This window comes from Bradyrhizobium sp. USDA 372 (genome assembly GCF_053629095.1).
Map to the genome: position 1 here is coordinate 2,894,395 of NZ_JBRJHR010000001.1, position 20,960 is coordinate 2,915,354.

Annotated in this window: 18 protein-coding genes and 2 pseudogenes; 4 read left to right on the forward strand and 16 right to left on the reverse strand. The window is 65.0% G+C overall.

The genetic code is table 11. The features are described 5' to 3' along the window. Positions 1-41 precede the first annotated feature (41 nt). From AB7M16_RS13735 to AB7M16_RS13765, 7 genes and pseudogenes are all read right to left on the reverse strand, one after another. Complete coding sequence (locus tag AB7M16_RS13735) at positions 42-1,214, reverse strand: phosphoserine transaminase (protein WP_260380949.1); 1,173 nt, start codon at positions 1,212-1,214, stop codon at positions 42-44. Positions 1,215-1,293: 79 nt separating this feature from the next. Then, positions 1,294-1,500: a hypothetical protein gene (locus AB7M16_RS13740; RefSeq protein WP_439364627.1), complete on the reverse strand. Its 207-nt coding sequence runs from the start codon at positions 1,498-1,500 to the stop codon at positions 1,294-1,296. A gap of 157 nt (positions 1,501-1,657) precedes the next feature. Further along, entirely contained in the window at positions 1,658-2,122 is a 465-nt protein-coding gene (locus AB7M16_RS13745; protein WP_453944213.1) for a GNAT family N-acetyltransferase, read from the reverse strand. A gap of 17 nt (positions 2,123-2,139) precedes the next feature. Continuing rightward, positions 2,140-2,730, reverse strand: coding sequence for a glutathione S-transferase family protein (locus tag AB7M16_RS13750; protein ID WP_453944214.1), 591 nt, complete (start codon positions 2,728-2,730; stop codon positions 2,140-2,142). Positions 2,731-2,800: 70 nt separating this feature from the next. Continuing rightward, complete coding sequence (locus AB7M16_RS13755; RefSeq protein ID WP_172788711.1) at positions 2,801-3,688, reverse strand: outer membrane protein; 888 nt, start codon at positions 3,686-3,688, stop codon at positions 2,801-2,803. A gap of 167 nt (positions 3,689-3,855) precedes the next feature. Beyond that, positions 3,856-4,689, reverse strand: a complete 834-nt coding sequence (locus AB7M16_RS13760) for an outer membrane protein (protein ID WP_172788712.1) — start codon at positions 4,687-4,689, stop codon at positions 3,856-3,858. A 238-nt stretch (positions 4,690-4,927) separates the two neighbouring features. Beyond that, positions 4,928-6,176 (reverse strand): annotated as a pseudogene (locus tag AB7M16_RS13765) (MFS transporter). 285 nt (positions 6,177-6,461) lie between these two features. Between AB7M16_RS13765 and AB7M16_RS13770 the strand changes: the two are divergent. Further along, complete coding sequence (locus AB7M16_RS13770; protein ID WP_212257604.1) at positions 6,462-7,790, forward strand: IS1182 family transposase; 1,329 nt, start codon at positions 6,462-6,464, stop codon at positions 7,788-7,790. Between the two features lie 134 nt (positions 7,791-7,924). On the opposite strand, the gene glmM is transcribed toward AB7M16_RS13770, so the two are convergent. Together glmM and AB7M16_RS13780 are read right to left on the reverse strand one after the other, a co-directional pair. After that, entirely contained in the window at positions 7,925-9,268 is a 1,344-nt protein-coding gene (glmM, locus tag AB7M16_RS13775; RefSeq protein WP_260380953.1) for a phosphoglucosamine mutase, read from the reverse strand. A gap of 219 nt (positions 9,269-9,487) precedes the next feature. Continuing rightward, entirely contained in the window at positions 9,488-9,655 is a 168-nt protein-coding gene (locus AB7M16_RS13780) for a hypothetical protein (RefSeq protein ID WP_172788715.1), read from the reverse strand. A gap of 128 nt (positions 9,656-9,783) precedes the next feature. Between AB7M16_RS13780 and AB7M16_RS13785 the strand changes: the two genes are divergently transcribed. Further along, positions 9,784-10,920 (forward strand): alpha-hydroxy acid oxidase, encoded by a 1,137-nt coding sequence (locus tag AB7M16_RS13785; protein ID WP_453944215.1) that lies wholly within the window; start codon positions 9,784-9,786, stop codon positions 10,918-10,920. Between the two features lie 148 nt (positions 10,921-11,068). Here the strand turns inward: AB7M16_RS13785 and AB7M16_RS13790 are convergent, their stop codons facing one another. From AB7M16_RS13790 to AB7M16_RS13820, 7 genes and pseudogenes are all read right to left on the reverse strand, one after another. After that, positions 11,069-11,695, reverse strand: coding sequence for a hypothetical protein (locus AB7M16_RS13790; RefSeq protein WP_212259394.1), 627 nt, complete (start codon positions 11,693-11,695; stop codon positions 11,069-11,071). A 57-nt stretch (positions 11,696-11,752) separates the two neighbouring features. Then, entirely contained in the window at positions 11,753-12,592 is an 840-nt protein-coding gene (locus AB7M16_RS13795) for a shikimate dehydrogenase (protein WP_453944216.1), read from the reverse strand. A gap of 64 nt (positions 12,593-12,656) precedes the next feature. Beyond that, complete coding sequence (locus tag AB7M16_RS13800; RefSeq protein ID WP_453944217.1) at positions 12,657-14,399, reverse strand: SulP family inorganic anion transporter; 1,743 nt, start codon at positions 14,397-14,399, stop codon at positions 12,657-12,659. Positions 14,400-14,504: 105 nt separating this feature from the next. Beyond that, the gene (locus AB7M16_RS13805; protein WP_008566993.1) at positions 14,505-14,777 is read right to left on the reverse strand and encodes a helix-turn-helix domain-containing protein; all 273 of its coding nucleotides are present in this window, start codon (positions 14,775-14,777) and stop codon (positions 14,505-14,507) included. Positions 14,778-15,133: 356 nt separating this feature from the next. Then, positions 15,134-17,182: an elongation factor G gene (locus tag AB7M16_RS13810; RefSeq protein WP_453944218.1), complete on the reverse strand. Its 2,049-nt coding sequence runs from the start codon at positions 17,180-17,182 to the stop codon at positions 15,134-15,136. A gap of 154 nt (positions 17,183-17,336) precedes the next feature. Next, positions 17,337-17,818, reverse strand: a pseudogene (locus tag AB7M16_RS13815) (DUF992 domain-containing protein). A gap of 314 nt (positions 17,819-18,132) precedes the next feature. Next, positions 18,133-19,335 carry a pyridoxal phosphate-dependent aminotransferase gene (locus AB7M16_RS13820; protein ID WP_172788722.1) on the reverse strand — a complete coding sequence of 401 codons (1,203 nt, stop codon included), beginning with the start codon at positions 19,333-19,335 and terminating at the stop codon, positions 18,133-18,135. Between the two features lie 589 nt (positions 19,336-19,924). Here AB7M16_RS13820 and AB7M16_RS13825 point away from each other — a divergent pair. Together AB7M16_RS13825 and AB7M16_RS13830 are read left to right on the forward strand one after the other, a co-directional pair. Beyond that, entirely contained in the window at positions 19,925-20,575 is a 651-nt protein-coding gene (locus AB7M16_RS13825) for a glutathione S-transferase family protein (protein ID WP_172788723.1), read from the forward strand. Positions 20,576-20,728: 153 nt separating this feature from the next. Continuing rightward, positions 20,729-20,905, forward strand: coding sequence for a hypothetical protein (locus AB7M16_RS13830; RefSeq protein WP_162832045.1), 177 nt, complete (start codon positions 20,729-20,731; stop codon positions 20,903-20,905). Positions 20,906-20,960: the final 55 nt, after the last annotated feature.

The window sequence follows — 20,960 nt, forward strand, 5'->3', positions numbered from 1 at the left end:
GACGGTGCGTCGACCCTCCCCCTCCAGGGGAGGGTAAGAACTTACGCTGCTTTGGCTAGCGTGGCCTTGGTCTCGGCGAAGGCCCAGTCGATCCACTGCGTCAGCAGCTCGACGTCCTTTGCTTCCACCGTGGCGCCGCACCAGATGCGCAGGCCCGCCGGCGCGTCGCGGTAATAAGCGAAGTCGTAGCCTGCGCCTTCCTTCTCGACGAGGGCCACCAGCTTCTTGCTGAACTCCGCCTGCGCGTCCTCGGAGAGCGAGGTGATCGCGGGATCGGTGAACTTCAGGCACACCGAGGTGTTGGAGCGGATCGAGGCGTCCTTGGCCAGGAAGTCGATCCAGGGCGTCTTCGCCTTCCAGTCGGCGAGCACCTTGGTGTTGGCGTCGGCGCGCGCGATCAGCGCCTTGAGACCGCCGATCGACTTGGCCCAGTTCAGCGCATCGAGATAATCCTCGACGCAGAGCATCGACGGCGTGTTGATGGTCTCGCCGACGAAGATGCCTTCATTGAGCTTGCCGCCCTTGGTCATGCGGAAGATCTTCGGCAGCGGCCAGGCCGGCTTGTAGGTCTCGAGCCGCTCCACCGCACGGGGCGACAGGATCAGCATGCCGTGCGCGGCCTCGCCGCCGAGCGCCTTCTGCCAGGAGAAGGTGACGACGTCGAGCTTGGCCCAGTCGAGAGCTTGCGCAAACGCGGCGGACGTCGCATCGCAGATGGTCAGGCCTTCGCGGCTCGCGCTGATCCAGTTGGCATCAGGCACGCGCACGCCGGAGGTGGTGCCGTTCCAGGTGAAGACGACGTCGCTCTTGGGATCGACCTTCGACAGATCGGGGATCTCACCGTAAGCCGCATTGAGCTTGGTGACGTCCTTGAGCTTCAATTCCTTGACGATATCGCTGACCCAGCCCTCGCCGAAGGATTCCCAGGCGAGCGTGGTGACGGGCCGTGCGCCGAGCAGCGACCACAGCGCCATCTCGACCGCGCCGGTATCGGAGGCCGGCACGATGCCGATGCGGTAATCGGCGGGGACCTCGAGCACTTCGCGGGTGAGGTCGATGGCGAGCTTGAGCTTGGTCTTGCCGATCTTCGCGCGATGCGAGCGGCCGAGGGCTGCGTCCTTGAGATTTTGGGCGTTCCAGCCGGGGCGCTTGGCGCAGGGGCCGGAGGAGAAATGCGGCACGTTCGGCCGCGAAGCGGGCTTCGCTACAGTCATGATCTACCCTTCCAGATAGTAAGCCTCCCGTTGGGGGGAGGTGTCCCGCCGCGGCTGATACGGGAATCGGGAAGGTCCGTCAAGGAAGTTCGGGGGCCCCACGCGCCAATGATGGCGCTTCCGGTGCAATATCAGGGGATTCGACGACAGCGAGCGCATTCAGCAAGTCCGTGGCTTCGCTGATCAATTGCGCGGCCTTGCGGCGGCTGCCGACCTTCAAAATGCATTTGTCATTGGCCTGCACGACGTAATCGTTGCCGACCTTGATGATGGAATAGCTTGTCATCGAAATCCCCGAACCGACCGAGCTCGGTGCCTGACGCTGCGTAGCACCGTTCGTTCCTTCATCAACGTGAACGACGGCTGGGTAGTTTACCGGCTCTTAACATGAACGAACGCGCGATCCGATTTCGCTGATTGCGCAACGGCCGCGTGGTGCTGCATCAAAAGCGGACAGTCATGCCGACGTGACTCGCCGCAAAACCGAGCCGCTCGTAGAAGCGCTGCGCATCGACGCGCGTCTGATGCGTCAGAAGCTCGACGAGATTGCAGCCGCGCGCCTTTGCTTCCGTCACGGCCCATTGCACCAATCGCTCGCCGATGCCGCGGCTGCGACAATCAGCGGCAACGCGAACGTCCTCAAGCAGGCCGCGCGATCCGCCTTGCGAGCTCAGGCCCGGCAGGATCGCGAGCTGCAGGCAGCCGACCACCCTGCCCGCGCTCTCGGCAACCACCAGCGTGAGATTTGGATCGCGCTCGACCCGCGCGAATGCGTCGTAATAGGCGGCGGGCAACGGATCCTCCACGCGCTCGCGCGCGCGGCCGAGATGATCGTCGGCGAGCATCGCCACGATCGCGGCGACGTCCTCGCGGCGCGCGGGACGGATGGAGACCGTTTCGGCGCTCATGTCAGACAGCTCCGGATTCAACGCGCCGGCGGTAGGCCGAGAAACGCTTCGACTTCGCTGATCCAGCGGCGGACGGACGCATAGCGGCCAAGGTCGAAGGCGCCTTCATGCGCGAGGCGGGTATAGGCGAGCAGCGACACGTCGGCGAGCGACACCTCGTCACCGGCGAAGAAGCGGCTGGATGAGAGATGTTGCTCCATGCGATCGAGCGCCGCATAGCCGCGCTTGACCTTTTCAGGATCGAGCTCGGAGGCGTCCTTGCCGAGATAGACCATGAGGAAGCGGCACACCGCGATGTAGGGCTCGTGGCTGTACTGCTCCCAGAACAGCCATTCGTCCATCTTGGCCGCCGTGAAGGCGTCGCGCGGAACGAGCGCGCTGTCACGGGCGAGATAGCGGATGATGGCGTTGGACTGCGCCAGCGTGCGGCCGTCGCCGAATGCAACGGTCGGCACCTGGCCGGCGCCGTTCATCTTCAGGAATTGCGGCGTGCGCGTCTCGCCCTTGCGGGTGTCGATCTCGATCCACTGGTAGGGCAATGCGAGCTTGTCGCAGACCCACTTCACCTTGAGACAGTTTCCGGAATTGCTGTCGCCATAGATCTTCATCGCTGCCGCCCCGCTTTCGGAACGACAGAGCATCAGGGGGCGAGAAACTTGTCAACCAGGCAGGAAGGGCTCAAAACTTGTAGCCGAGGCCGACATGCGCGTTGTTCAGCGTCACCGACGTGTTCATGACGGGCGAGAACTGCACGTACTCATATTCAATTCGCGCGAACAAGCCACCCCACAGGCAATATTCGAGTCCGATGCCGGCGGTCCAGCCGACCACGAAGGCGTTGGTCTTGTGCTGACCCTGCGTTTGCGACTGAGCTGGAACGGGATTAGTCGTTCCTGGCACGATTATGGTGTTACCTAATAGGTCTGTCGTGGTCGTATCGGTACGCAGGGTTACGTTGCTGGATACCGTGCGGGAAACATCCATGCGGCCGACGGCAGCGCCGCCGAAGACATACGGCATGAAGTCACCACCATCCCAGCCCATGCGCCCACGCAACGTGACCATATCTTTGACTTGAGCCGTGGCGGCCCCGGTCAGAGTCACGTTCCAATGATTGAAGGCACCTGGCGGCACCGTGTCGCCAGGCGGGTTGATGATGTCGAGAGCGTTGGAGCCGGTCGACGCGGTCTTGAGGTTGTTGAAGTAGGTGTAGGTACCTTCGAGACCAAGCACCGCGTCGTACCATTGCCAGTTGCGGCCAACGAACCCACCGAAATTCGTGCTCTGTGCCGTGTTCTTGCTGAGGAGCGACCATGACGCGGTCGGCTGCTGAAGCACGCTGTCACGAAAGATGTAGTTGGTCAGGCCGACCACGCTCTGGCCGAAATCGGTCGAGTCGGTCGTGTAACCGAAGTGACCGCCAGCGTAGGGGCCATCCCAATTACGGGTCGTCTTCGACAGACCGTCGGTGAAGCCGCCGCGCAGCACGGGCAGGTCCGGCATGTCAGCCGCTTGCGCGGCCGATACCGTCCCCAACATCGCCGCTGCCAACACCAGCCTACGCATCACCACGCTCCATCGGACTCGAACTGTTGCGATGATCATCGCCCGTTAACCTTAACCAATGGTTGCGGCGGGCGCTTTGGTCGATGCTCGCCATGAAAAATACGCAAAGCAAAACGGCGCGGGATGATCCCGCGCCGTTAAGAAGTCCTAACCGATCCGCCTTCCGATCAGCCCTTGGTGACCAGCGGCGGCGGCGGCACGTAGGCCGGCGGGCTGTTGAGATCCCAGCGCACACCGAGCTTGACGTCGTGCGAGGTGAGCTCCTTGATCTTGATCGAGGTCGGGCCGGAGGCGCTGTTGTCGAACAAGCGGAAGTTGCCGGGCGCCGCATCGCCGAGATTCATGTAGCTGTAGGCCAGTTCGACGGTGAACCCGGGATTGACCTTGTAGGCGAGACCGGCATGAGCGGCCCAGGCGAAGTTCCACTTTCCGTTATCGGCGAAGTAGGCGACGCTGTTGCTGAGCAACGGGTTGAAGGACACGCCGTCGTCCCGGAAGCCGCTGATCTTGTTGTAGGAGCCGCCGACGCCCGCGCCGATGAACGGCGTGACGCACCACCAGGTGCCGAGATCGACATAGGCGTTGGCCATCACGACCCACTCGGACTTGCTGCCGGTGTAGTTGTTGACGCCCACGAAGCCGGGCCCAACGACGTTATCGCTGCCGTGCAGATTGGCTTTGCCGCGGTACTGGCCGATCACGTCGGCGCGGAACCAGTTGTTGAAGCGATAGCCGACGCCGAGATCGAACAGCGGGGATGAGTCGAAGCCGAGGCCCTCTGTCGTCTTCGTGAACCCTGCCGGCAGGGTGCTCTCGATGCGCTTGGCGCTCTGGTTGGTCATGCCGATGTCGCCGCGCAGATACCAGCCGCCGAAGTCGGCGGGCGGAGCCGGCGGCGCGTACATGGGAGGGGGAGCGGCGATCGGCATGTCGGCGGCGAACGCCATCGACGAGATCAGGGTCGCCGCACCCGCGGCAAGGAGAGACTTAACGCTACGCATTGGCTTCGTCCTTATGGCCGGTGAGGCAAAATACGGGCGCCTCACGTTCTGGAAACTCACGGGGAGGACGATGCCAGCAAATGCTTAAGCGCCACTTAACCCTAATTTTTAAGGTTGATTTTTTCTGACCCTACACGCGCGCGCCGCGCGAGCGTTGCAAAATTGCCGCGCAAAATGCGACATCGGCGCCGCATTCCCTAACGATGTGTGAAGCCGCAACGCGGCAAGAGAGGATGCGTTAACGCACGTGCCGCGGCAGCTTGGGCAGGAATACCGCGAGCAACCCGATCGCCGGCAGCCAGGCGCAGACCTGGTAGACGAACTCGATCGAGGTGGTCGGCGAGCTTGCCGAGCACGGCCGCGCCCAGGCCCCCGATGCCGAAGGCGACGCCGAAGAACACGCCGGAGATCATGCCGAAGCGATGCGGCACCAGCTCCTGCGCGAACACGATGATCGACGACGTCGTCGAGGAGATGATCAGGCCGATCGCGACGCTGAGCACGGCGCTGGCAACGAGCCCGGCATAGGGCAGCGCCAGGGTGAACGGCAGCGCGCCGAGGATCGAGATCCAGATCACGATCTTGCGGCCGAAGCGGTCGCCCAGGGGACCGCCGAGAAACGCACCCACGGCGTTCGCCGCCAGGAAGACGAAGAGATAGATCTGGGCCGCCTGCGTCGACACGCCGAAACGGTCGATCAGGTAGAAAATGTAATAGCTCGACAGGCTCGAGACGTAGAGCTGCTTGGAGAACAACAGCGCGACCAGCACGAGAAGCGCGAGCGCGACGCGACGCGAGCTCGGCGCGCCCGGATGGGTGTCGGCGGCCGCCGCCGGCTTCGTCGTGATCTGCGGCGCGTACCAGCGCCCGATACGCCAGAGAATGAGGATCGCGAGAAACGCGATCGATGAGAACCAGGCGATGCTGCCCTGCCCGAACGGCACCACGATCAACGCAGCGAGCACCGGCCCCATCGAGGTCCCGAAACTGCCGCCGAGCTGAAACACCGATTGCGCAAAACCATAGCGGCCGCCGGAAGCGAGCCGCGCGATGCGCGCCGATTCCGGGTGAAACACCGCCGAGCCGAGTCCGACCAGCGCGGCGGCAACGAGAATGACGAGATATTGGTGCGCGACGCTGAGCAGCAGCAGGCCGAAGAAGGTCGAGGCCATGCCGAACGCCAGCGAATAGGGCTGCGCCTTCTTGTCGGTGTAGTGCCCGACCACCGGCTGCAGCAGCGAGGCCGTGAACTGGAAGGCCAGCGTGATCATGCCGATCTGCGCGAAGTCGAGCGCGTAGGTGTCCTTCAGGATCGGATACACCGAGGCGATCAGCGACTGCATGGTGTCGTTGAGGAAGTGCGAGACGCTGATGCCGGCGAGCACGAGGTAAGCCGGCCCCGCCGCCTTGGCAGCGGCCGGCGCCACGTCGGCGACGACGACGGGCTCGGTCAGCGTTTCCTCTGAGACGACGACAGGCTTGTTCAAGGCGGCAATCCCGGCAGGCGCGGCGAACCGCAGCAACCGCTCATTACGATGCAAGCCGCGGTGAAACCACCGTCAATCGCAAATGGCTGGGATGCGCGAGGCCCTCCCCGCGAGTCGGATATCGTAGGGTGGGCAAAGGCGCCCTTGCGCCGTGCCCACGATCTTTCCGATACGGCGACAGACGCGTGGGCACGCTTCGCTTTGCCCACCCTACGAGACTGTGAATCTTTTGTACCGCGCGTCAGACGAATGTGATTCTCTGGGCAGACTGATCTGCTGGAGAGGATGATGGCTGACGACGGACTTTTTGGTGAATTGCCGGAGCAGTCGGCACGAACCGAAGCGGTGCCGCAAGGCGCACCTCGGCTGCGCGAGCCTGTGCGCAATCAGGTCGAATTGCGAGCGGTCGATATCGACAGCCTGATCGGGCAGGATCATCCAGCGCGGGTGATCTGGGCTTATGTCGAAGGGCTGGACCTGAGCGAGCTGGAAGATCGCGTCAAGGCACGGGAAAACAGGCCGGGCCATCCGGCGCCATCGCCACGGTTGTTGCTGGCGCTTTGGCTGTACGCCGCGAGCGATGCCGTTGGCAGCGCGCGGGCGCTGGACCGGCTCTGCGACAGCCACGACGTCTACCGCTGGCTCTGCGGTGGCGTGTCGTTGAACCATCACGGGCTGTCGGACTTCCGGGTCGGCTGTGCCGACTTGCTCGACCGTTTGCTGGTTGAACATCTGGTGGCCCTGAACGAGGCAGGGCTGGTCGATCTGGAGAAGCTGACCCAGGACGGGGTGCGGATACGAGCGAATGCCGGGACCGGATCTTTCCGGCGGGAGGCGACGCTGGATCGGCAGATGGCGCAGGCCGAGGCCATTGTGGAAGAGCTCAAGCGCGAGGTCGATGCGGACCCGGAAGCCAGCAATCGGCGGATCCGGGCCGCCAAAGAGCGGGCGGCGCGCGAACGCAGCGAGCGGGTGCAAGCCGCGCAGGCCGCGCTGGCCGAGATCAAGCGCAAGCGAAAACAGCTCGACGACAAGGGCGGCAATGGCAAGAAGCCGAAGGAGCCTCGGGCCTCCACCACCGACCCGCAGGCCAGGGTGATGAAGATGGCCGATGCCGGCTTCCGTCCGGCCTATAATGTGCAGGTGGCTAGCGCGGCTGGCGAACTGATCGTGGTCGCGATCGATGTCGACAACAGCGGCTCAGATCGTGGCTTGATGCGCCCGATGCTGGAGCGAACGCGCGCTCGGCTGAAGCGCTTGCCACGCCGCTACCTCGCCGATGGCGGGTTCTGCACTGGCGACGACATCGAATGGGCGCATGGCGAGGGCATCGAGGTTTACTGTCCACCGCCCCAATCCAGGAGCGGTGTCGATCCCTTCTTACCCCGGAGCAGCGACGGTCCTGGCATAGCGGCCTGGCGTGCTCGCATGGCCAGCGAAGCCGGCAAGGCACAGTACCAGGCCCGTACCATCTGCGAATGCATCCATGCCCGCTGGCGCAACTGGGACCTCAGGCAACTGACCGTGCGCGGCATCGAGAAGGTCCGTGCCGTCGTGCTCTGGTACGCCCTCACCAACAACATCCTGCAAGGGCATCGTCTCGCAAAAGCATAGATAACCAACAGCCTGACGCCGCCGGCTTCCCCCATCAAGGGGCGATACCACCCCTTGATGCCGAAGCCGAAACAAAACGAATTGGCTCACAGGCTCTACGATGCTCTGCGCTCCATCCGGTCTACGATCGCGCCTTACGCCGCCGCCTGCCCCAATGCCAGAACGATGGTGTCGACGACGTCCTCGACGAGGTGACGATCCTCGCCTTCGCCCATGACGCGGATCACGGGCTCGGTGCCGGAGGAGCGGATCAAGAGACGGCCGTGGCCGTTGAGGCGCTTCTCGCCGTCGGAGATCGCCGACTTGACGTCGGAATCGTCGAGCGGCTTGCCGCCCTTGTGGCGGACGTTCTTGAGGATCTGCGGCAGCGGATCGAAGCGGTGGCAGACTTCCGACACCGGACGGCGCAGCTTCTGCACCACGGCGAGCACCTGCAACGCCGCGACGAAACCGTCACCCGTCGTGGCGTAATCGGACAGGATGATGTGGCCGGACTGCTCGCCGCCGAGATTGTAGCCGCCGTTCAGCATCTGCTCGAGCACGTAGCGGTCGCCGACCGGCGTGCGCACGAGATCGAGCCCCTGCCCTTTGAGGAAGCGCTCCAGGCCGAGATTGGACATCACCGTGGCGACGATGCCGGGGCGCGAGAGGCGTCCGTCCTCCTTCCAGCTCTGCGCGATCACCGCGAGCAGCTGGTCGCCGTCGACGACATGGCCGCGCTCGTCGACCAGGATGACGCGATCGGCGTCGCCGTCCAGCGCGATGCCGATGTCGGCGCGCATCTCGCGTACCTTCTTCGACAGCGCCTCCGGCGAGGTCGAGCCGCAATCCTTGTTGATGTTGAAGCCATCGGGCTCGACGCCGATCGGCACCACGTCGGCGCCCAATTCCCACAGCGCTTCGGGCACCACCTTGTAGGCGGCGCCGTTGGCGCAATCGATCACGACGCGCAGGCCCTCGAGCGAAAGGTCGCGCGGCAGCGTGCGCTTGGCGAACTCGATGTAGCGGTCATGCACGCCGTCGATACGGCGGGCGCGGCCCAAGCTCGCGCTCTGCGCGAGCCGCTTGTCGAGGGATTCGTCGAGCAGCTGCTCGATCTGCCGCTCGACGTCGTCGGAGAGCTTGAAGCCCTGCGGCCCGAACAGCTTGATGCCGTTGTCCTCGAACAGATTGTGCGAGGCGGAGATCATGACGCCGAGATCGGCGCGCATCGACTTGGTCAGCATCGCGACCGCCGGCGTCGGCATCGGGCCGACCAGCAGCACGTCCATGCCGACCGAGGTGAAGCCTGCGACCATGGCGTATTCGATCATGTAGCCGGACAGGCGGGTGTCCTTGCCGATCACGACCCGGTGGCGGTGGTCGCCGCGCTGAAACGCAAGGCCCGCGGCCTGGCCGACCTTGAGCGCGAGTTCCGGCGTGATCAGTCCGTTGGCGCGGCCCCTAATCCCGTCCGTCCCGAAATATTTGCGGCTCATATCGTCCCCCAAGCAACAACCAGGGAGTCCCCTCTACAACCACGGGCTGCCCCAACGGGACCCGCATCCCTGATTTGCCGAGGTCTTATAAAGCTATCGCGGCTAACTTGGCTTCAAAAAATATGATGAATCGTTACGGAACCGGCGCCGCGACCGCCCCGATAACATATTGTTAACATTGTAATTCCTGCGTGACCAGCGAAAAGCGGCGGAACTCGCCTAATCCGAGCGCTTCACATGGCTGTCGGCGCGGCTCGGGGCCGGCTGGGTGACATTGACTGGATCTGAGCCCGGGAAGGTCTCCTCCAGTCCCTCTTCCAGCGCCTCCTCGAGATCGTGCTTCTCCTTGATCTCTTCCGGCGAAGGTGGCGCGTGCGGCTTCGTCATGACGCTCTCCTTGGCGCTCTCCTTCCAAAACGTTCTGCAAACGATTTGGCTGTGCATCCAACCATGCTAGATGACCCCGAAATCTTCCGATGCAAGACTGTTGGGACATGACGGGCCGGGGAAACGACATGAAGCATATTACCTGTATCGACGATCTTCGCACGCTGCATCAGCGCCGCGTGCCGAAGGCGTTCTTCGACTATTGCGACCGCGGCTCCTATGCCGAGGAGACGCTGCGCGCCAACCGCGAGGACATGCAGGCGATCAAGTTCCGCCAGCGCATCCTGGTCGACGTCTCCAAGCGCGATACCTCGACCACGATCCTCGGCGAGCCCTCGACCATGCCGCTGATCCTCGCGCCGGTCGGCCTGCTCGGCATGCAGCACGGCGACGGCGAGATCCACGCCTGCCGCGCTGCGCAGGCCGCCGGCATCCCGTTCACGCAATCGACCATGTCGATCTGCTCGATCGAGGACATCGCCGCCAGTGTCGAGAAGCCGTTCTGGTTCCAGCTCTACGTGATGAAGGACCGCGGCTTCATCAAGGAATTGATCCAGCGCGCGATGGCTGCCAAGTGCAGCGCGCTGGTGCTCACGGTCGACCTGCAGGTGATCGGCCAGCGCCACGCCGACATCAAGAACGGCATGACGGTGCCGCCCGAATGGTCGCTGTCGAAGCTGCTCGACTTCGCCAGCAAGCCGGCCTGGGTTTCCGGCGTGCTGCAGGGCAAGCGCCGTACCTTCGGCAACATCGCCGGACACGTGAAGAACACCGAGGATCTCAACCGCCTCGCCGAGTGGACCGCCTCGCAGTTCGACACCTCGTTGAACTGGAAGGACGTCGAGTGGGTCCGCAGCATCTGGCCGGGCAAGCTCATCATCAAGGGCATCCTCGACGTCGAGGACGCCGAGGAAGCCGCCAAGACCGGCGCGCAGGCGCTCGTCGTCTCCAACCATGGTGGCCGCCAGCTCGACGGCGCGCCGTCCTCGATCGAGGTCCTACCGGAGATCGCGGACGCGGTCGGCGACAGGATGGAGATCATGTTCGACGGCGGCATCCGCTCCGGCCAGGACGTGATGCGCGCGCTCGCGCTCGGCGCGAAGTCCTGCATGATCGGCCGCGCCTATGCCTATGGCCTCGGTGCCGGCGGCCAGGCCGGCGTCGCCAAGGCGATCGACATCATCCAGAAGGAGCTGCTCACCACGATGGGCCTGTGCGGCGTCAACCGGATCGACGAGATCGACGATCACGTCATTGCAATGTGAGTGCGCGCGGTGCCGTAGGGTGGGTTAGCTCAGCGGCTGCGCGAAGCGCGGTCGCTGCGCCTAACCCACCACCTTAGATCGCCATATGCGGAAGCATGGTGGGTTACGGCTCCGCCTAACCCACCCTACGAATTCAACGCTCGATCATTCACATCGGCGGCGTCAGGCCGTCGCGGCCGACGCTGACACGGCTGGTCTCGAAGGAGCCGTCCGGCAATTGCTTCATGAAGGCGATCACCTTGGCGCCGGCCTTCAGCTCGGATTTGTCGCCGGGCACGAAGGTCACGACCGGCGTGTCGTCGGCGACGAACACCTTCTTCTCGCCGTCCTTGTACTTGACCAGCAGCGTGTGACCGTCATTGCCGACGACGCTCTCGGCCACCGTCGCATTGGTCATGCTGGAATTGGGCTTGAGGTCCCAGGGCCGCGAGCCTTCGCCGGTGCCGCGCATGGCTTCCGGAAACACGTGCACCTCGACGGCGTTCTGGCTGCCGTCCGGCCCCGGCACGGTGGTCGCGCCGATGAACGAGCCCGGCTTGATGTCGGCGAGCGAGATCTTGGTAACGCCCGACACGTTCACGTCGGAGGCGAGGCGAAGCTTGACCTCTTCACCGCTGCGCGACTTGACCTGCATGGTGTCGCCATTGACGCTTTCGATGGTGCCGCGCACGCGCGTCGGCACCGGCGCCTTCTGGGCGAAGGCGCAATAGGTCGAGACGGCCACCATCGCGACGGCGATCAGCGGACGTGTGAAAGTTGCACGTTGAACAGACATGACGGTCTCCGATTGTCCCCAGGAAGAGAGAACTCCGAAAGACCCCGCACTATTCTCTCAAGACTTCGTGAGATCGGCCTCGATTAACGCGCGCAGCTCGGCCGTGACCTCGGGCCGCCGCCCGAACCACAGCTCGAAACCGCGCACCGCCTGATGCAGCAGCATGCCGAGCCCGTCGGCGGTCTTCAGGCCGCACGCCATGGCCGCGGCGAGCAGCGGCGTCACCAGGGGAACATAGACGAGGTCGGCGACGACGGCGTCTTGCGGCAGGCGCGCGACGTCGATATCGAGCGAAGGCTGGCCATGCATGCCGAGCGAGGTCGTGTTCACGAGAAGTCTTGCGCCCGGCAGCACGTCCCCGATCGCATCCCACGGCAGCGGATGCACATTTGGTCCGAACTGCCTTGCCAGCGTCCCGGCTCGTGCAAGGGTGCGATTGGCGACATGAACGCAGCTGATGCCGCGTTCGAGCAGGCCGAACACGACCGCACGCGCGGCGCCGCCGGCGCCCAGCACCAGCGCCTCTTCCGCCATGTCCCAGCCGGGCGCGCTGGCGTCGAGATTGTTAATGAAGCCTTCGACATCGGTGTTGGTCGAGCGCAGCTCGCCCTCGGCGAACCACAGCGTGTTCGCAGCGCCGACGGCCCGGGCGCGCGCGTCGGGGGTCGACAGCGCCAGCACGGCTTCCTTGTGCGGGATGGTGACGTTGGCACCGACGAAGCCGCGCAGCGACAGCCGCAGCACGAAATCGCGCAGATCCTCCGGCGGCACCGCCTCGATGACATAGCCGCCCTCAATGCCGAGCGTGCGCAGCCAGTGACGGTGGATCAGCGGCGAGCGCGAATGCGCGGCCGGCCATCCGATCAGACAGGCTGCGGGGATCCTGGACGCGGTCATCTTTCCCTCGGGTCGTTTCCGAGGCGATCCATTTCGCGTCGCGCCCGCTCTGTCAAGCGCGCGGTCAGCTCGCAGCGGACTCGTCGGCGGCCCGGCCCTTGATGTCGGCGATGGCCCGCTCGAGGCTCGTGCGGTAGCGCGCCCGCGGCGGCGTGACGCCATGGGTGAGCAGCGCGCGCCGGACCGCGGGCGAGGCCCCCGTGATGAACAGCCGGATGCCCTGGCGGTGCGCCTTGGCGGCAACGCGGCCGAGCACGTTGGCCGCGGTCGAATCCAGGAACGGCACCGCGGCGAAGTCGACTACGAAGGCCTTGCGCCGGTCGGCGATGCCGTCGAGCACGCCGCCGATCGCCGAGGCCGCGCCGAAGAAGAACGCGCCGGTGATGCGATAGACCAGCACGTCGCGGTCGACCGCAAGCGCGGGATCGTAACGCACGCGGTCGCCGTTGCCGTCGTCGGGACGATCATCCGCAACCAGCGGCGAGCGCTCCTCGATGCCCGTCATCTCCGCCATGCGATGGATGAACAGCACCGCACCCAGCGCGAAGCCGACCAGGATGCCCTCGGTGAGATCGCGGAAGATCGTGAGCAGGAAGGTCGCGAGCAGCACCACGGCATCGCCCCATGACGAGCGCACGAGCGTGGCGAATTCGTGCTTCTCCGCCATGGTCCAGGCCACCACGACCAGCACCGCGGCGAGCGCGGCCAGCGGAATGTAGCTCGCGAGCGGGGCCGCGATCAGCATGAACAGCAGCAGGAACACCGAATGCAGCATGCCCGCGAGCGGCCCGCGCGCGCCGGCGCGGATGTTGGTCGCCGTGCGCGCGATCAGCCCGGTGACGCAGATGCCGCCGAACAGCGCCGAGCCGATATTGGCCGCGCCTTGCGCCACCAGCTCGCAATTGGAGCGGTGACGGCGCCCGGTCATGCCGTCGGCCACCACCGCCGACAGCAGCGATTCGATTGCGGCGAGCAATGCGAACGCGATCGCATCCGGCAGCACGGCCCGAGCCTTCTCCAGCGAGAACGCGGGCAGCACTGGGGAGGGCAATTCGCGCGGGATGCCGCCGAAGCGCGAGCCGATCGTTTCCACCGGCAGCGCGAATATTGCACAAACGAATGCGGCGAAGACGACCGCGATCAGGATGCCGGGCCAGGAGGGACGCCAGATTCGCAAGGACGCGATGATGGCGATGCTGACGATCGCGACCAGCACTGCGGATGGATTGATCGTGCTGAGGCCGCCGGCGAGCGCGGCGAGCTTCGGCACGAACTCGCTGGGCTCTTTCCCCGCGAGCGTGATGCCGAAGAGATCGCGGAGCTGGCTCGCAAGGATGATGACGGCGATGCCGGCGGTGAAGCCGACCGTGACGGGATAGGGAATGAACTTGATGTAGGTGCCGACCCTGAGCAGCCCCGCGCCGATCAGGAACAGGCCCGCCATCATGGTGGCGAGGATGACTCCGTCGACGCCGTGGCGCTCCGCGGTCGCCGCGACCAGAACGATGAACGCACCGGCCGGGCCGCCGATCTGGAACCGGCTGCCGCCGAGCATGGAGGCGATGAAGCCGCCGGCGACGGCGGTGTAGAGGCCGCGGTCCGGCGTCACGCCCGAGGCGATCGCGATCGCCATCGACAGCGGCAGCGCGACGATCGCAACCGTCAGGCCGGCGAAGACGTCGGCGCGGAAATCGGCGAGGCCGTAGCCTTCACGAAAGACGGTGACGAGCTTCGGCAGATACAATTCGGCAAAGGTCGGCTGACGCAGCTGGTGCAGCCGGCCTGCCTGATCGCCTGTGATGCTCATGTCAGCAAAGTGCTCCGCTGGCCCCACGATGCTCCGAAGCATCGTGCGTCCCAAGGTGCGACGATGCGCTAGCCCAACTTGATGCCGGGCACGATCAACGCGCGATCATGCTCCGACGCGGCGCGGCGGCCCCGGCTCCTTCAAGCGAACGCCACGTCCGCCGCTGTCGCTTCGGGCCTGCTCGCCGATCAGCTCGACGCCGGCCCGGTCGAACGCCTCGACCACCTTGATCAGGGTCTCGACCACGCCACGAACATTGCCGGTCGAAGCCTCCATCCGCTGGATGGTCGGCAGCGACACGCCGGCGAGCTCGGCCAGGGTTTTCTGGTCGATGCCGAGCAACGCGCGGGCTGCCCGCATCTGGAACGAGGTGATCACCTTGGCCTCACGTATCAGAGCTTATATGTGATATTCTGTACATATACAATGATGTAAAATACGTCATAATGAGGCTAGTGCAAGCGCCTCCTCCGTCATTGCGAGCGAAGCGAAGCAATCCAGAATCCCTCCGCGGAAAGACGCTGGATTGCTTCGCTACGCTCGCAATGACGGAGTGTGGTGCAGTGGCATACGAGAATCTCGTGTCCCGGACGCGCTGCAACGCTCTTGGCGTTGCTGCGCAGAGCCGGGACCCAGAAATTCCAAGCACGCCCGCTGATACATAGGCCCCGGCTCTGCAGCGCACCGCTGAAGGAGCGCTGCGCTGCGTCCGGGGCACGAGATCGCCTACCCGATCACGCCGCGTGCTGATGTGCGGCGATGATCTGGTCGGCGGCGCGGCCGGTGACTTCGGCCATGTGGTCGAACTGGCGCGTGAAGCTGCCGGCGCCGGCGGTGGCCGAGCGCAGCTCCACGATCAGCTCGCCGATCTCCGCTTCCGGCATCATGGCGCGGACGCAGTCCCAGCCGGTCCAGCCATCGCGGGTGTCGAAGCCGAGAATCTGGCCGCGCCGCGCCGACAGGATCGCGTTGATCTTGGCGGTGGCGTCGGTCGGGCAGACGATCTCGACCATGTGGATCGGCTCCAGCAGCACCGGCTGGCATTGCGGCAGGCCTTCGTTGAGCCCGACCCGCGCCGCCGTGCGGAAGGCGAGATCGGAGCTATCGACGCTGTGATAGGAGCCGTCGGTCAGCGTCACCTGCACGTCGGTGACGGGGAAGCCGAGCGGGCCGCGCGTCAAGCCATCGACGACGCCCTCCTCCACCGCCGGGATGTAATTGCGCGGCACCGCGCCGCCCACCACCTTCTCGGCGAACTTGAAGCCGTCGCCGCGCGGCAGCGGCTTGATGTCGAGCACGACATCGCCGAACTGGCCGTGGCCGCCGGACTGCTTCTTGTGACGGCCGCGCTGGGTGATCGGCTTGCGGATGGTCTCCTGATAGCCGATCGCAGGCGGATGCGAAGCGATCTTGACGCCGAAACGGTCGCGCAAGCGCTCGCTGGCGACGCGCAGGTGCATCTCGCCCTGGCCCCACAGCACGGTGTCGTGGGTCTGGGCGTTCTGCACGATCATGAGCGAGGGATCCTCCTCATGCAGGCGCGTCAGCGCCTGGCCGAGCTTGACGTCGTCCTTGCGGTCGGTGGCCGCGACCGAGATCGCGAGCACCGGCGGCGTCGGCTCGATCGTGATCAATGCCGCGGGCGCCGTCTTGCCGTTCGAAACCGTGTCACCGGTCTTGACCGGATCGAGCTTGGCGAGCGCCACGGTGTCGCCGGCTTCGGCTGAGGCACGCTTGGTGTCGTAGGCGCCGTTGACGGCGAGGATGCCGGAGATGCGCCCTGCGCCGCCGGAGGAGGATTGCAGCGTGGCGCCGTCGTCGAGATGGCCGGCGAGCAGCCGCGTCAGCGACAGCTTTCCGCCGTGCTGCGAGTGCAGCGTCTTGAAGACGTAGCCGAGCGCGTCCTTGGTCTCGGGAACGCCGAGACGTTTGGCGGTCTCCGCAACACCGGGCGCCTCGTGACGCAACGCCTTCATCAGGCGCAACACGCCGTTCTCGCGCGCGGCGGCGCCAAGCAGCACCGGGCAAATCAGCCCCTCCCGCAATTCGCGGGCGAGATCGTCGAAGACGGCATCGCGCGGCGGCTGGATGTCCTCGAGCAGCTGCTCCATCAAAGCATCGTCGTGATCGGCGAGCTTCTCCAGCATCGAGAAGCGGGCTTCCTTCTCGCGATCGAGATCGCCGCCTTCGAGCGCGATCACCTCGGAGGCCTTGTGCTCGCGATAGATGAAGGCGCGCTCCAGCGCGAGATCGACGAAGCCCTCGATCAGCTCGCCCTTCCAGATCGGGATCTGGCGCAGCACCAGCGGCACGCGCGAGGCGGGCTGCAGCATCGCGAGGGTTTCGCGGATGCGCTCGCTGGCGCGGTCGATCTTGTTGAGGAACAGGAAACGCGGGATCTTCAGCTGTTCCAGCTCGCGCAGGATGATCTGAAGCTGCGGCAGCTTCTTCTCGTCGGCCTCGCAGACCACGATTGCGGCGTCGACCGCAGGCAACGCGGCGCGCATGTCGTGGGCAAACTCGACGGAACCGGGACAATCGAGGAAGGTGTAGCTGTCGCCCATGAAACTCGTGGTGGCGGCAGTGAGGCCGACGGTCATCTTGTGATGACGGGCCTCCGGCGTGGCATCGCCGACGGACGTTCCGGCGTCCACGCTGCCGGCGCGCGGGATTGCGCCCGTTCGCGCCAATATTGCTTCCAGAAGTGTGGTTTTACCGCTTTGGAAAGGGCCCACCAGCGCGATGCACCGTGGACCTCGGGGACTTCTGACGTCTTGTCCCATTCGCCGCCTCCTTCTTGTGGAGCTCGGCCCGTGATTGGGTCGGCAAACGCCGATGCTCTGCCCCTCCCCGAGATTTGGCAAGCAACAAACGTCGCTGCGGTGCGTCGTCCGTAAAATCGCGCCGCTTCGCGCGGCGCGATCACACGCAAAAGTGTTACCGGCCCGGACGGAGTTCCAGGCTCTCGAGGCCCGCAGCGATATTGAGGCCGACCTGGCCCTGCACGCTGAGCGGCTGGAGCGCGCGATCGAATTGTTGGAGCCGCCGACCAGCACGTTGCCGCCGAGGCCGACGCCGATCGAGGCGCTGCCCTGCGCGCCGGCGTAATTGCCGGCGAGGTCGCCGGGGCCGAGCCGGTCGACCGGTGCGAACACGCCCCAGGCCAAAGCCGTCTCCTGGGTGATGCCGATGTCGAGACCGACCTTGCGGATGGTCGCGACGTAGCGATCGTCAGGCAAGCCGTCGGCGCGCAGCACGCAGCCGAGATGGGTCACCGACCCCACGATGAAGCCGACGCTGGCGCCACCGCGGCATTCGAGCACGCCGACCCGCGCCATCCGCTGCTGCGCACCAGTGCTCACGACGGAAGCAATGAGGCCGGCAGCGGTGAGTCCGGCGAAGAGGAACGAACGGCGCATGAATATCTCCGGCGATGATGTGATGCGAGCAGAGAGAGCGCCCCACCCGTGTTGCGCGTCTATGCCACAAGAGCCGCGGCCGTGCCAGATCATGCACGGGGATGAACGTGCAAACAATAAAAGGCCCGCCGGCGGCGGGCCATTTCGCAGATTTCGTAGGGTGGGCAAAGCGAAGCGTGCCCACGCATCTTTGCGATCGAGAGAGATGGTGGGCACGGCGCGAGTGCGCCTTTGCCCACCCTACGATTCCAGACTCGCGGAGAGAAATCCCATCCCACAAGAGCGGGAAGAGGACATCGCATGCCGCGACAGTCTTACCGAAGATTACCACAGAAGCGCTGGATGCGCTTGCAGGCGTCTTCGAGGTCCGAGGTCTTGGTCGCGTAAGAGATGCGGAACGCCGGTCCAAGGCCGAAGGCCGACCCTTGCACCACGGCGACGCCTTCGGTCTCCAGGAGCTCGGTGACGAACGTCTCGTCATTGTCGATCACCTTGCCCGACGGCGCGGTCTTGCCGATCGTGCCGGCGCAGGACGGGTAGACATAGAAGGCGCCCTCGGGGCGCGGACACTCGATGCCCTTGGCCTGATTGAGCATGGAGACGACGAGGTCACGGCGCTCCTTGAACACCTTGTTGTTGGCGGGGATAAAGTCCTGCGGCCCGTTCAGCGCTTCCACCGCAGCCCATTGCGCGATCGACGACGGGTTCGAGGTCGATTGCGACTGGATCGTCGACATCGCCTTGATGAGCTGCGCCGGGCCGCCGGCATAGCCGATACGCCAGCCGGTCATGCAATAGGCCTTGGAGACGCCGTTCACCGTGAGCGTGCGGTCGTAGAGACCGGGCTCGACCTGCGCGACGGTGGTGAACTGGAAGTCGTCATAGACGAGATGCTCGTACATGTCGTCGGTCATCACCCAGACGTGGGGATGCTTCATCAGCACGTCAGTGAGCGCTTTCAGTTCCGAGCGCGTGTAGGCAGCTCCGGTCGGGTTCGACGGCGAGCACAGGATGACCCATTTGGTCTTCGGCGTGATCGCGCGCTCGAGCGCCTCGGCCTGGAGCTTGAAGCCGGTCGCGGCGGTGCAGACCACCGGCACCGGCTCACCGCCCGCGAGCGCAACCATCTCGGGATAGCTGACCCAATAGGGCGCGGGAATGATCACCTCGTCGCCCGGATTGATGGTCGCCATCAACGCGTTGTAGAGCACCTGCTTGCCGCCGGTGCCGACGATGATCTGGTTCGGCTTGTAGGCGACGCCGTTCTCGCGCTGAAACTTCGCGATGATGGCTTCCTTCAGCTCGGGGATGCCGTCGACCGCGGTGTACTTGGTCTTGCCGGCCTCGATGGCGCGGATCGCCGCCAGCTTGATGTTGGCGGGCGTGTCGAAGTCGGGCTCGCCGGCTCCGAGGCCGATGACGTTGCGGCCCGCCGCTTTCAGCGCACGTGCTTTATCCGTGACCGCGATGGTCGCGGACGGCTTCACACGGTCGAGCGCAGCGGCAAGGAAGGACATCATCATCTCCTGGCGAGCGTCGTGAAGCCCTTCGCCTCACGACTCTGATTGTGGGAATGGGCCACCCTAAAACGTGTACCGCTGCGCCGCAAGAAACTTCGGCCCGATCCCGGAAAAGTTTACGATTTGGAGCGGTTCAAGCCGCGATTTCCCGCAATTTTGCGCAACTTTGCCCTCCGGAATTGCTCATATCCGGCAAAGCGTGTCCTCGGAGCAATTTTGCGTGTTGCGAGTCAGGTTCTTCTCCGTCATGGCCGGGCTTGTCCTGGCTTGTCCCCGGCCATCCACGTCTGGCCGCGCAGCACGAAGAACGTGGATGCCCGGGACAAGCCCGGGCATGACGACGCGGGAGCGTGCGCGATCGTCCCCCGACTTGACGACTATCCGACGCGCCCCGCTCCGCGTTGACGCAAGCGTGAACTAAATTGCATCGTCGCGGAAATGATCTTCCCAGGCATCGCAATGCGGTAGGGTTTTCGAGTTTTTCTATCGGCCGGCTCTTGCGGCGGATTCGCATCGGCATCATTGTTTAACCGCCTCGCGGGGCAACGAGCGCCGCGTCTTCTCGTCCTCGGATTCGAACGCCAGAATGTACAAGCTCTATTCGATGCAACGCTCGGGCAACAGCTACAAGGTCCGCCTTGCGCTGGCGCTGCTTAACCTGCCTTACGAAGCGGTGGAGGTGGACATTCTGCGCGGCGAGAGCCGCACGCCGGATTTCCTGTCCAAGAACCCGTCGGGCCAGGTGCCGCTGCTCGAGGTCGGCGAGGACCGCTATCTCGCCGAGTCCAATGCCATCCTCTGGTACGTTGCCGTCGGCACGCCGCTCGCGCCGGAGAACCGCATCGACCGCGCCGAGGCGCTGCAATGGATGTTCTTCGAGCAGCACGCGCTCGAGCCGAATATCGGCGCGGCCTATTTCTGGCTGTCGCTGGTCAAGGGTGGTCGCGACCTGCAGACCCATTCGCTGGAGGACTGGATGGAGCGCGGCTACGGCGCGCTCCAGGTGATGGAGAACCACCTCAAGACCACCCCCTATTTCGCCGCGCGCCAGCTCACGGTCGCGGACATCGCGTTGTACGGCTACACCCACCTCGCCGAACGCTGCGACTTCGACCTCCAGGCCTTCCCGGCGATCCGGGACTGGCTGAAACGCGTCGAAGCCACGCCCGGCTTCGTGACGATGGACTGGCGCCCGGCCGACATCGACGACCCCGCCAGCATCGCCGCGAGCGCCTGACGGCGTCCCGCTCCGGCGAATAGCGGGCATAACGGCCGTCTTTGCCGCAATCCCGCCACTTTCGGCGCGGGCGCCGCCGCAATATTGCCGGTTGAAACTGGGAAATTCTGGAAAGTCGCGGGTGATTCGCTCGCGTGTTGAAGGATTTAGACCATGATGCGGGCGTCCGGCACGGCGGGCTTTCAGAGCCCATCCGCTACCGTCGCGTCTTCCCGGCTCACCCATGCGGTCGCGGCCTCTCTCGCCGTCGCCGCGCTCTCGCTGTGCCTGATCGTCACCCTCACGGTGCTGTCGACCAAGGCGACCATGGCGATGGGCCTGCCGGTCTGATTCCCGTTTCATCCTGGACCAGCCTTCAGGGCGCCGTGCGGCCCGCGCTGACCGG

Coding starts and splice junctions, on each gene's coding strand:
- AB7M16_RS13790 (WP_212259394.1), bottom strand. CDS start 11,695: ATGTCTGTTCAACGTGCAACTTTCACACGTCCGCTGATCGCCGTCGCG.
- AB7M16_RS13755 (WP_172788711.1), bottom strand. CDS start 3,688: ATGCGTAGGCTGGTGTTGGCAGCGGCGATGTTGGGGACGGTATCGGCC.
- AB7M16_RS13800 (WP_453944217.1), bottom strand. CDS start 14,399: ATGAGCATCACAGGCGATCAGGCAGGCCGGCTGCACCAGCTGCGTCAG.
- AB7M16_RS13760 (WP_172788712.1), bottom strand. CDS start 4,689: ATGCGTAGCGTTAAGTCTCTCCTTGCCGCGGGTGCGGCGACCCTGATC.
- AB7M16_RS13830 (WP_162832045.1), top strand. CDS start 20,729: ATGATGCGGGCGTCCGGCACGGCGGGCTTTCAGAGCCCATCCGCTACC.
- AB7M16_RS13750 (WP_453944214.1), bottom strand. CDS start 2,730: ATGAAGATCTATGGCGACAGCAATTCCGGAAACTGTCTCAAGGTGAAG.
- AB7M16_RS13740 (WP_439364627.1), bottom strand. CDS start 1,500: ATGACAAGCTATTCCATCATCAAGGTCGGCAACGATTACGTCGTGCAG.
- glmM (WP_260380953.1), bottom strand. CDS start 9,268: ATGAGCCGCAAATATTTCGGGACGGACGGGATTAGGGGCCGCGCCAAC.
- AB7M16_RS13770 (WP_212257604.1), top strand. CDS start 6,462: ATGATGGCTGACGACGGACTTTTTGGTGAATTGCCGGAGCAGTCGGCA.
- AB7M16_RS13785 (WP_453944215.1), top strand. CDS start 9,784: ATGAAGCATATTACCTGTATCGACGATCTTCGCACGCTGCATCAGCGC.
- AB7M16_RS13810 (WP_453944218.1), bottom strand. CDS start 17,182: ATGGGACAAGACGTCAGAAGTCCCCGAGGTCCACGGTGCATCGCGCTG.
- AB7M16_RS13795 (WP_453944216.1), bottom strand. CDS start 12,592: ATGACCGCGTCCAGGATCCCCGCAGCCTGTCTGATCGGATGGCCGGCC.
- AB7M16_RS13745 (WP_453944213.1), bottom strand. CDS start 2,122: ATGAGCGCCGAAACGGTCTCCATCCGTCCCGCGCGCCGCGAGGACGTC.
- AB7M16_RS13735 (WP_260380949.1), bottom strand. CDS start 1,214: ATGACTGTAGCGAAGCCCGCTTCGCGGCCGAACGTGCCGCATTTCTCC.
- AB7M16_RS13820 (WP_172788722.1), bottom strand. CDS start 19,335: ATGTCCTTCCTTGCCGCTGCGCTCGACCGTGTGAAGCCGTCCGCGACC.
- AB7M16_RS13825 (WP_172788723.1), top strand. CDS start 19,925: ATGTACAAGCTCTATTCGATGCAACGCTCGGGCAACAGCTACAAGGTC.
- AB7M16_RS13780 (WP_172788715.1), bottom strand. CDS start 9,655: ATGACGAAGCCGCACGCGCCACCTTCGCCGGAAGAGATCAAGGAGAAG.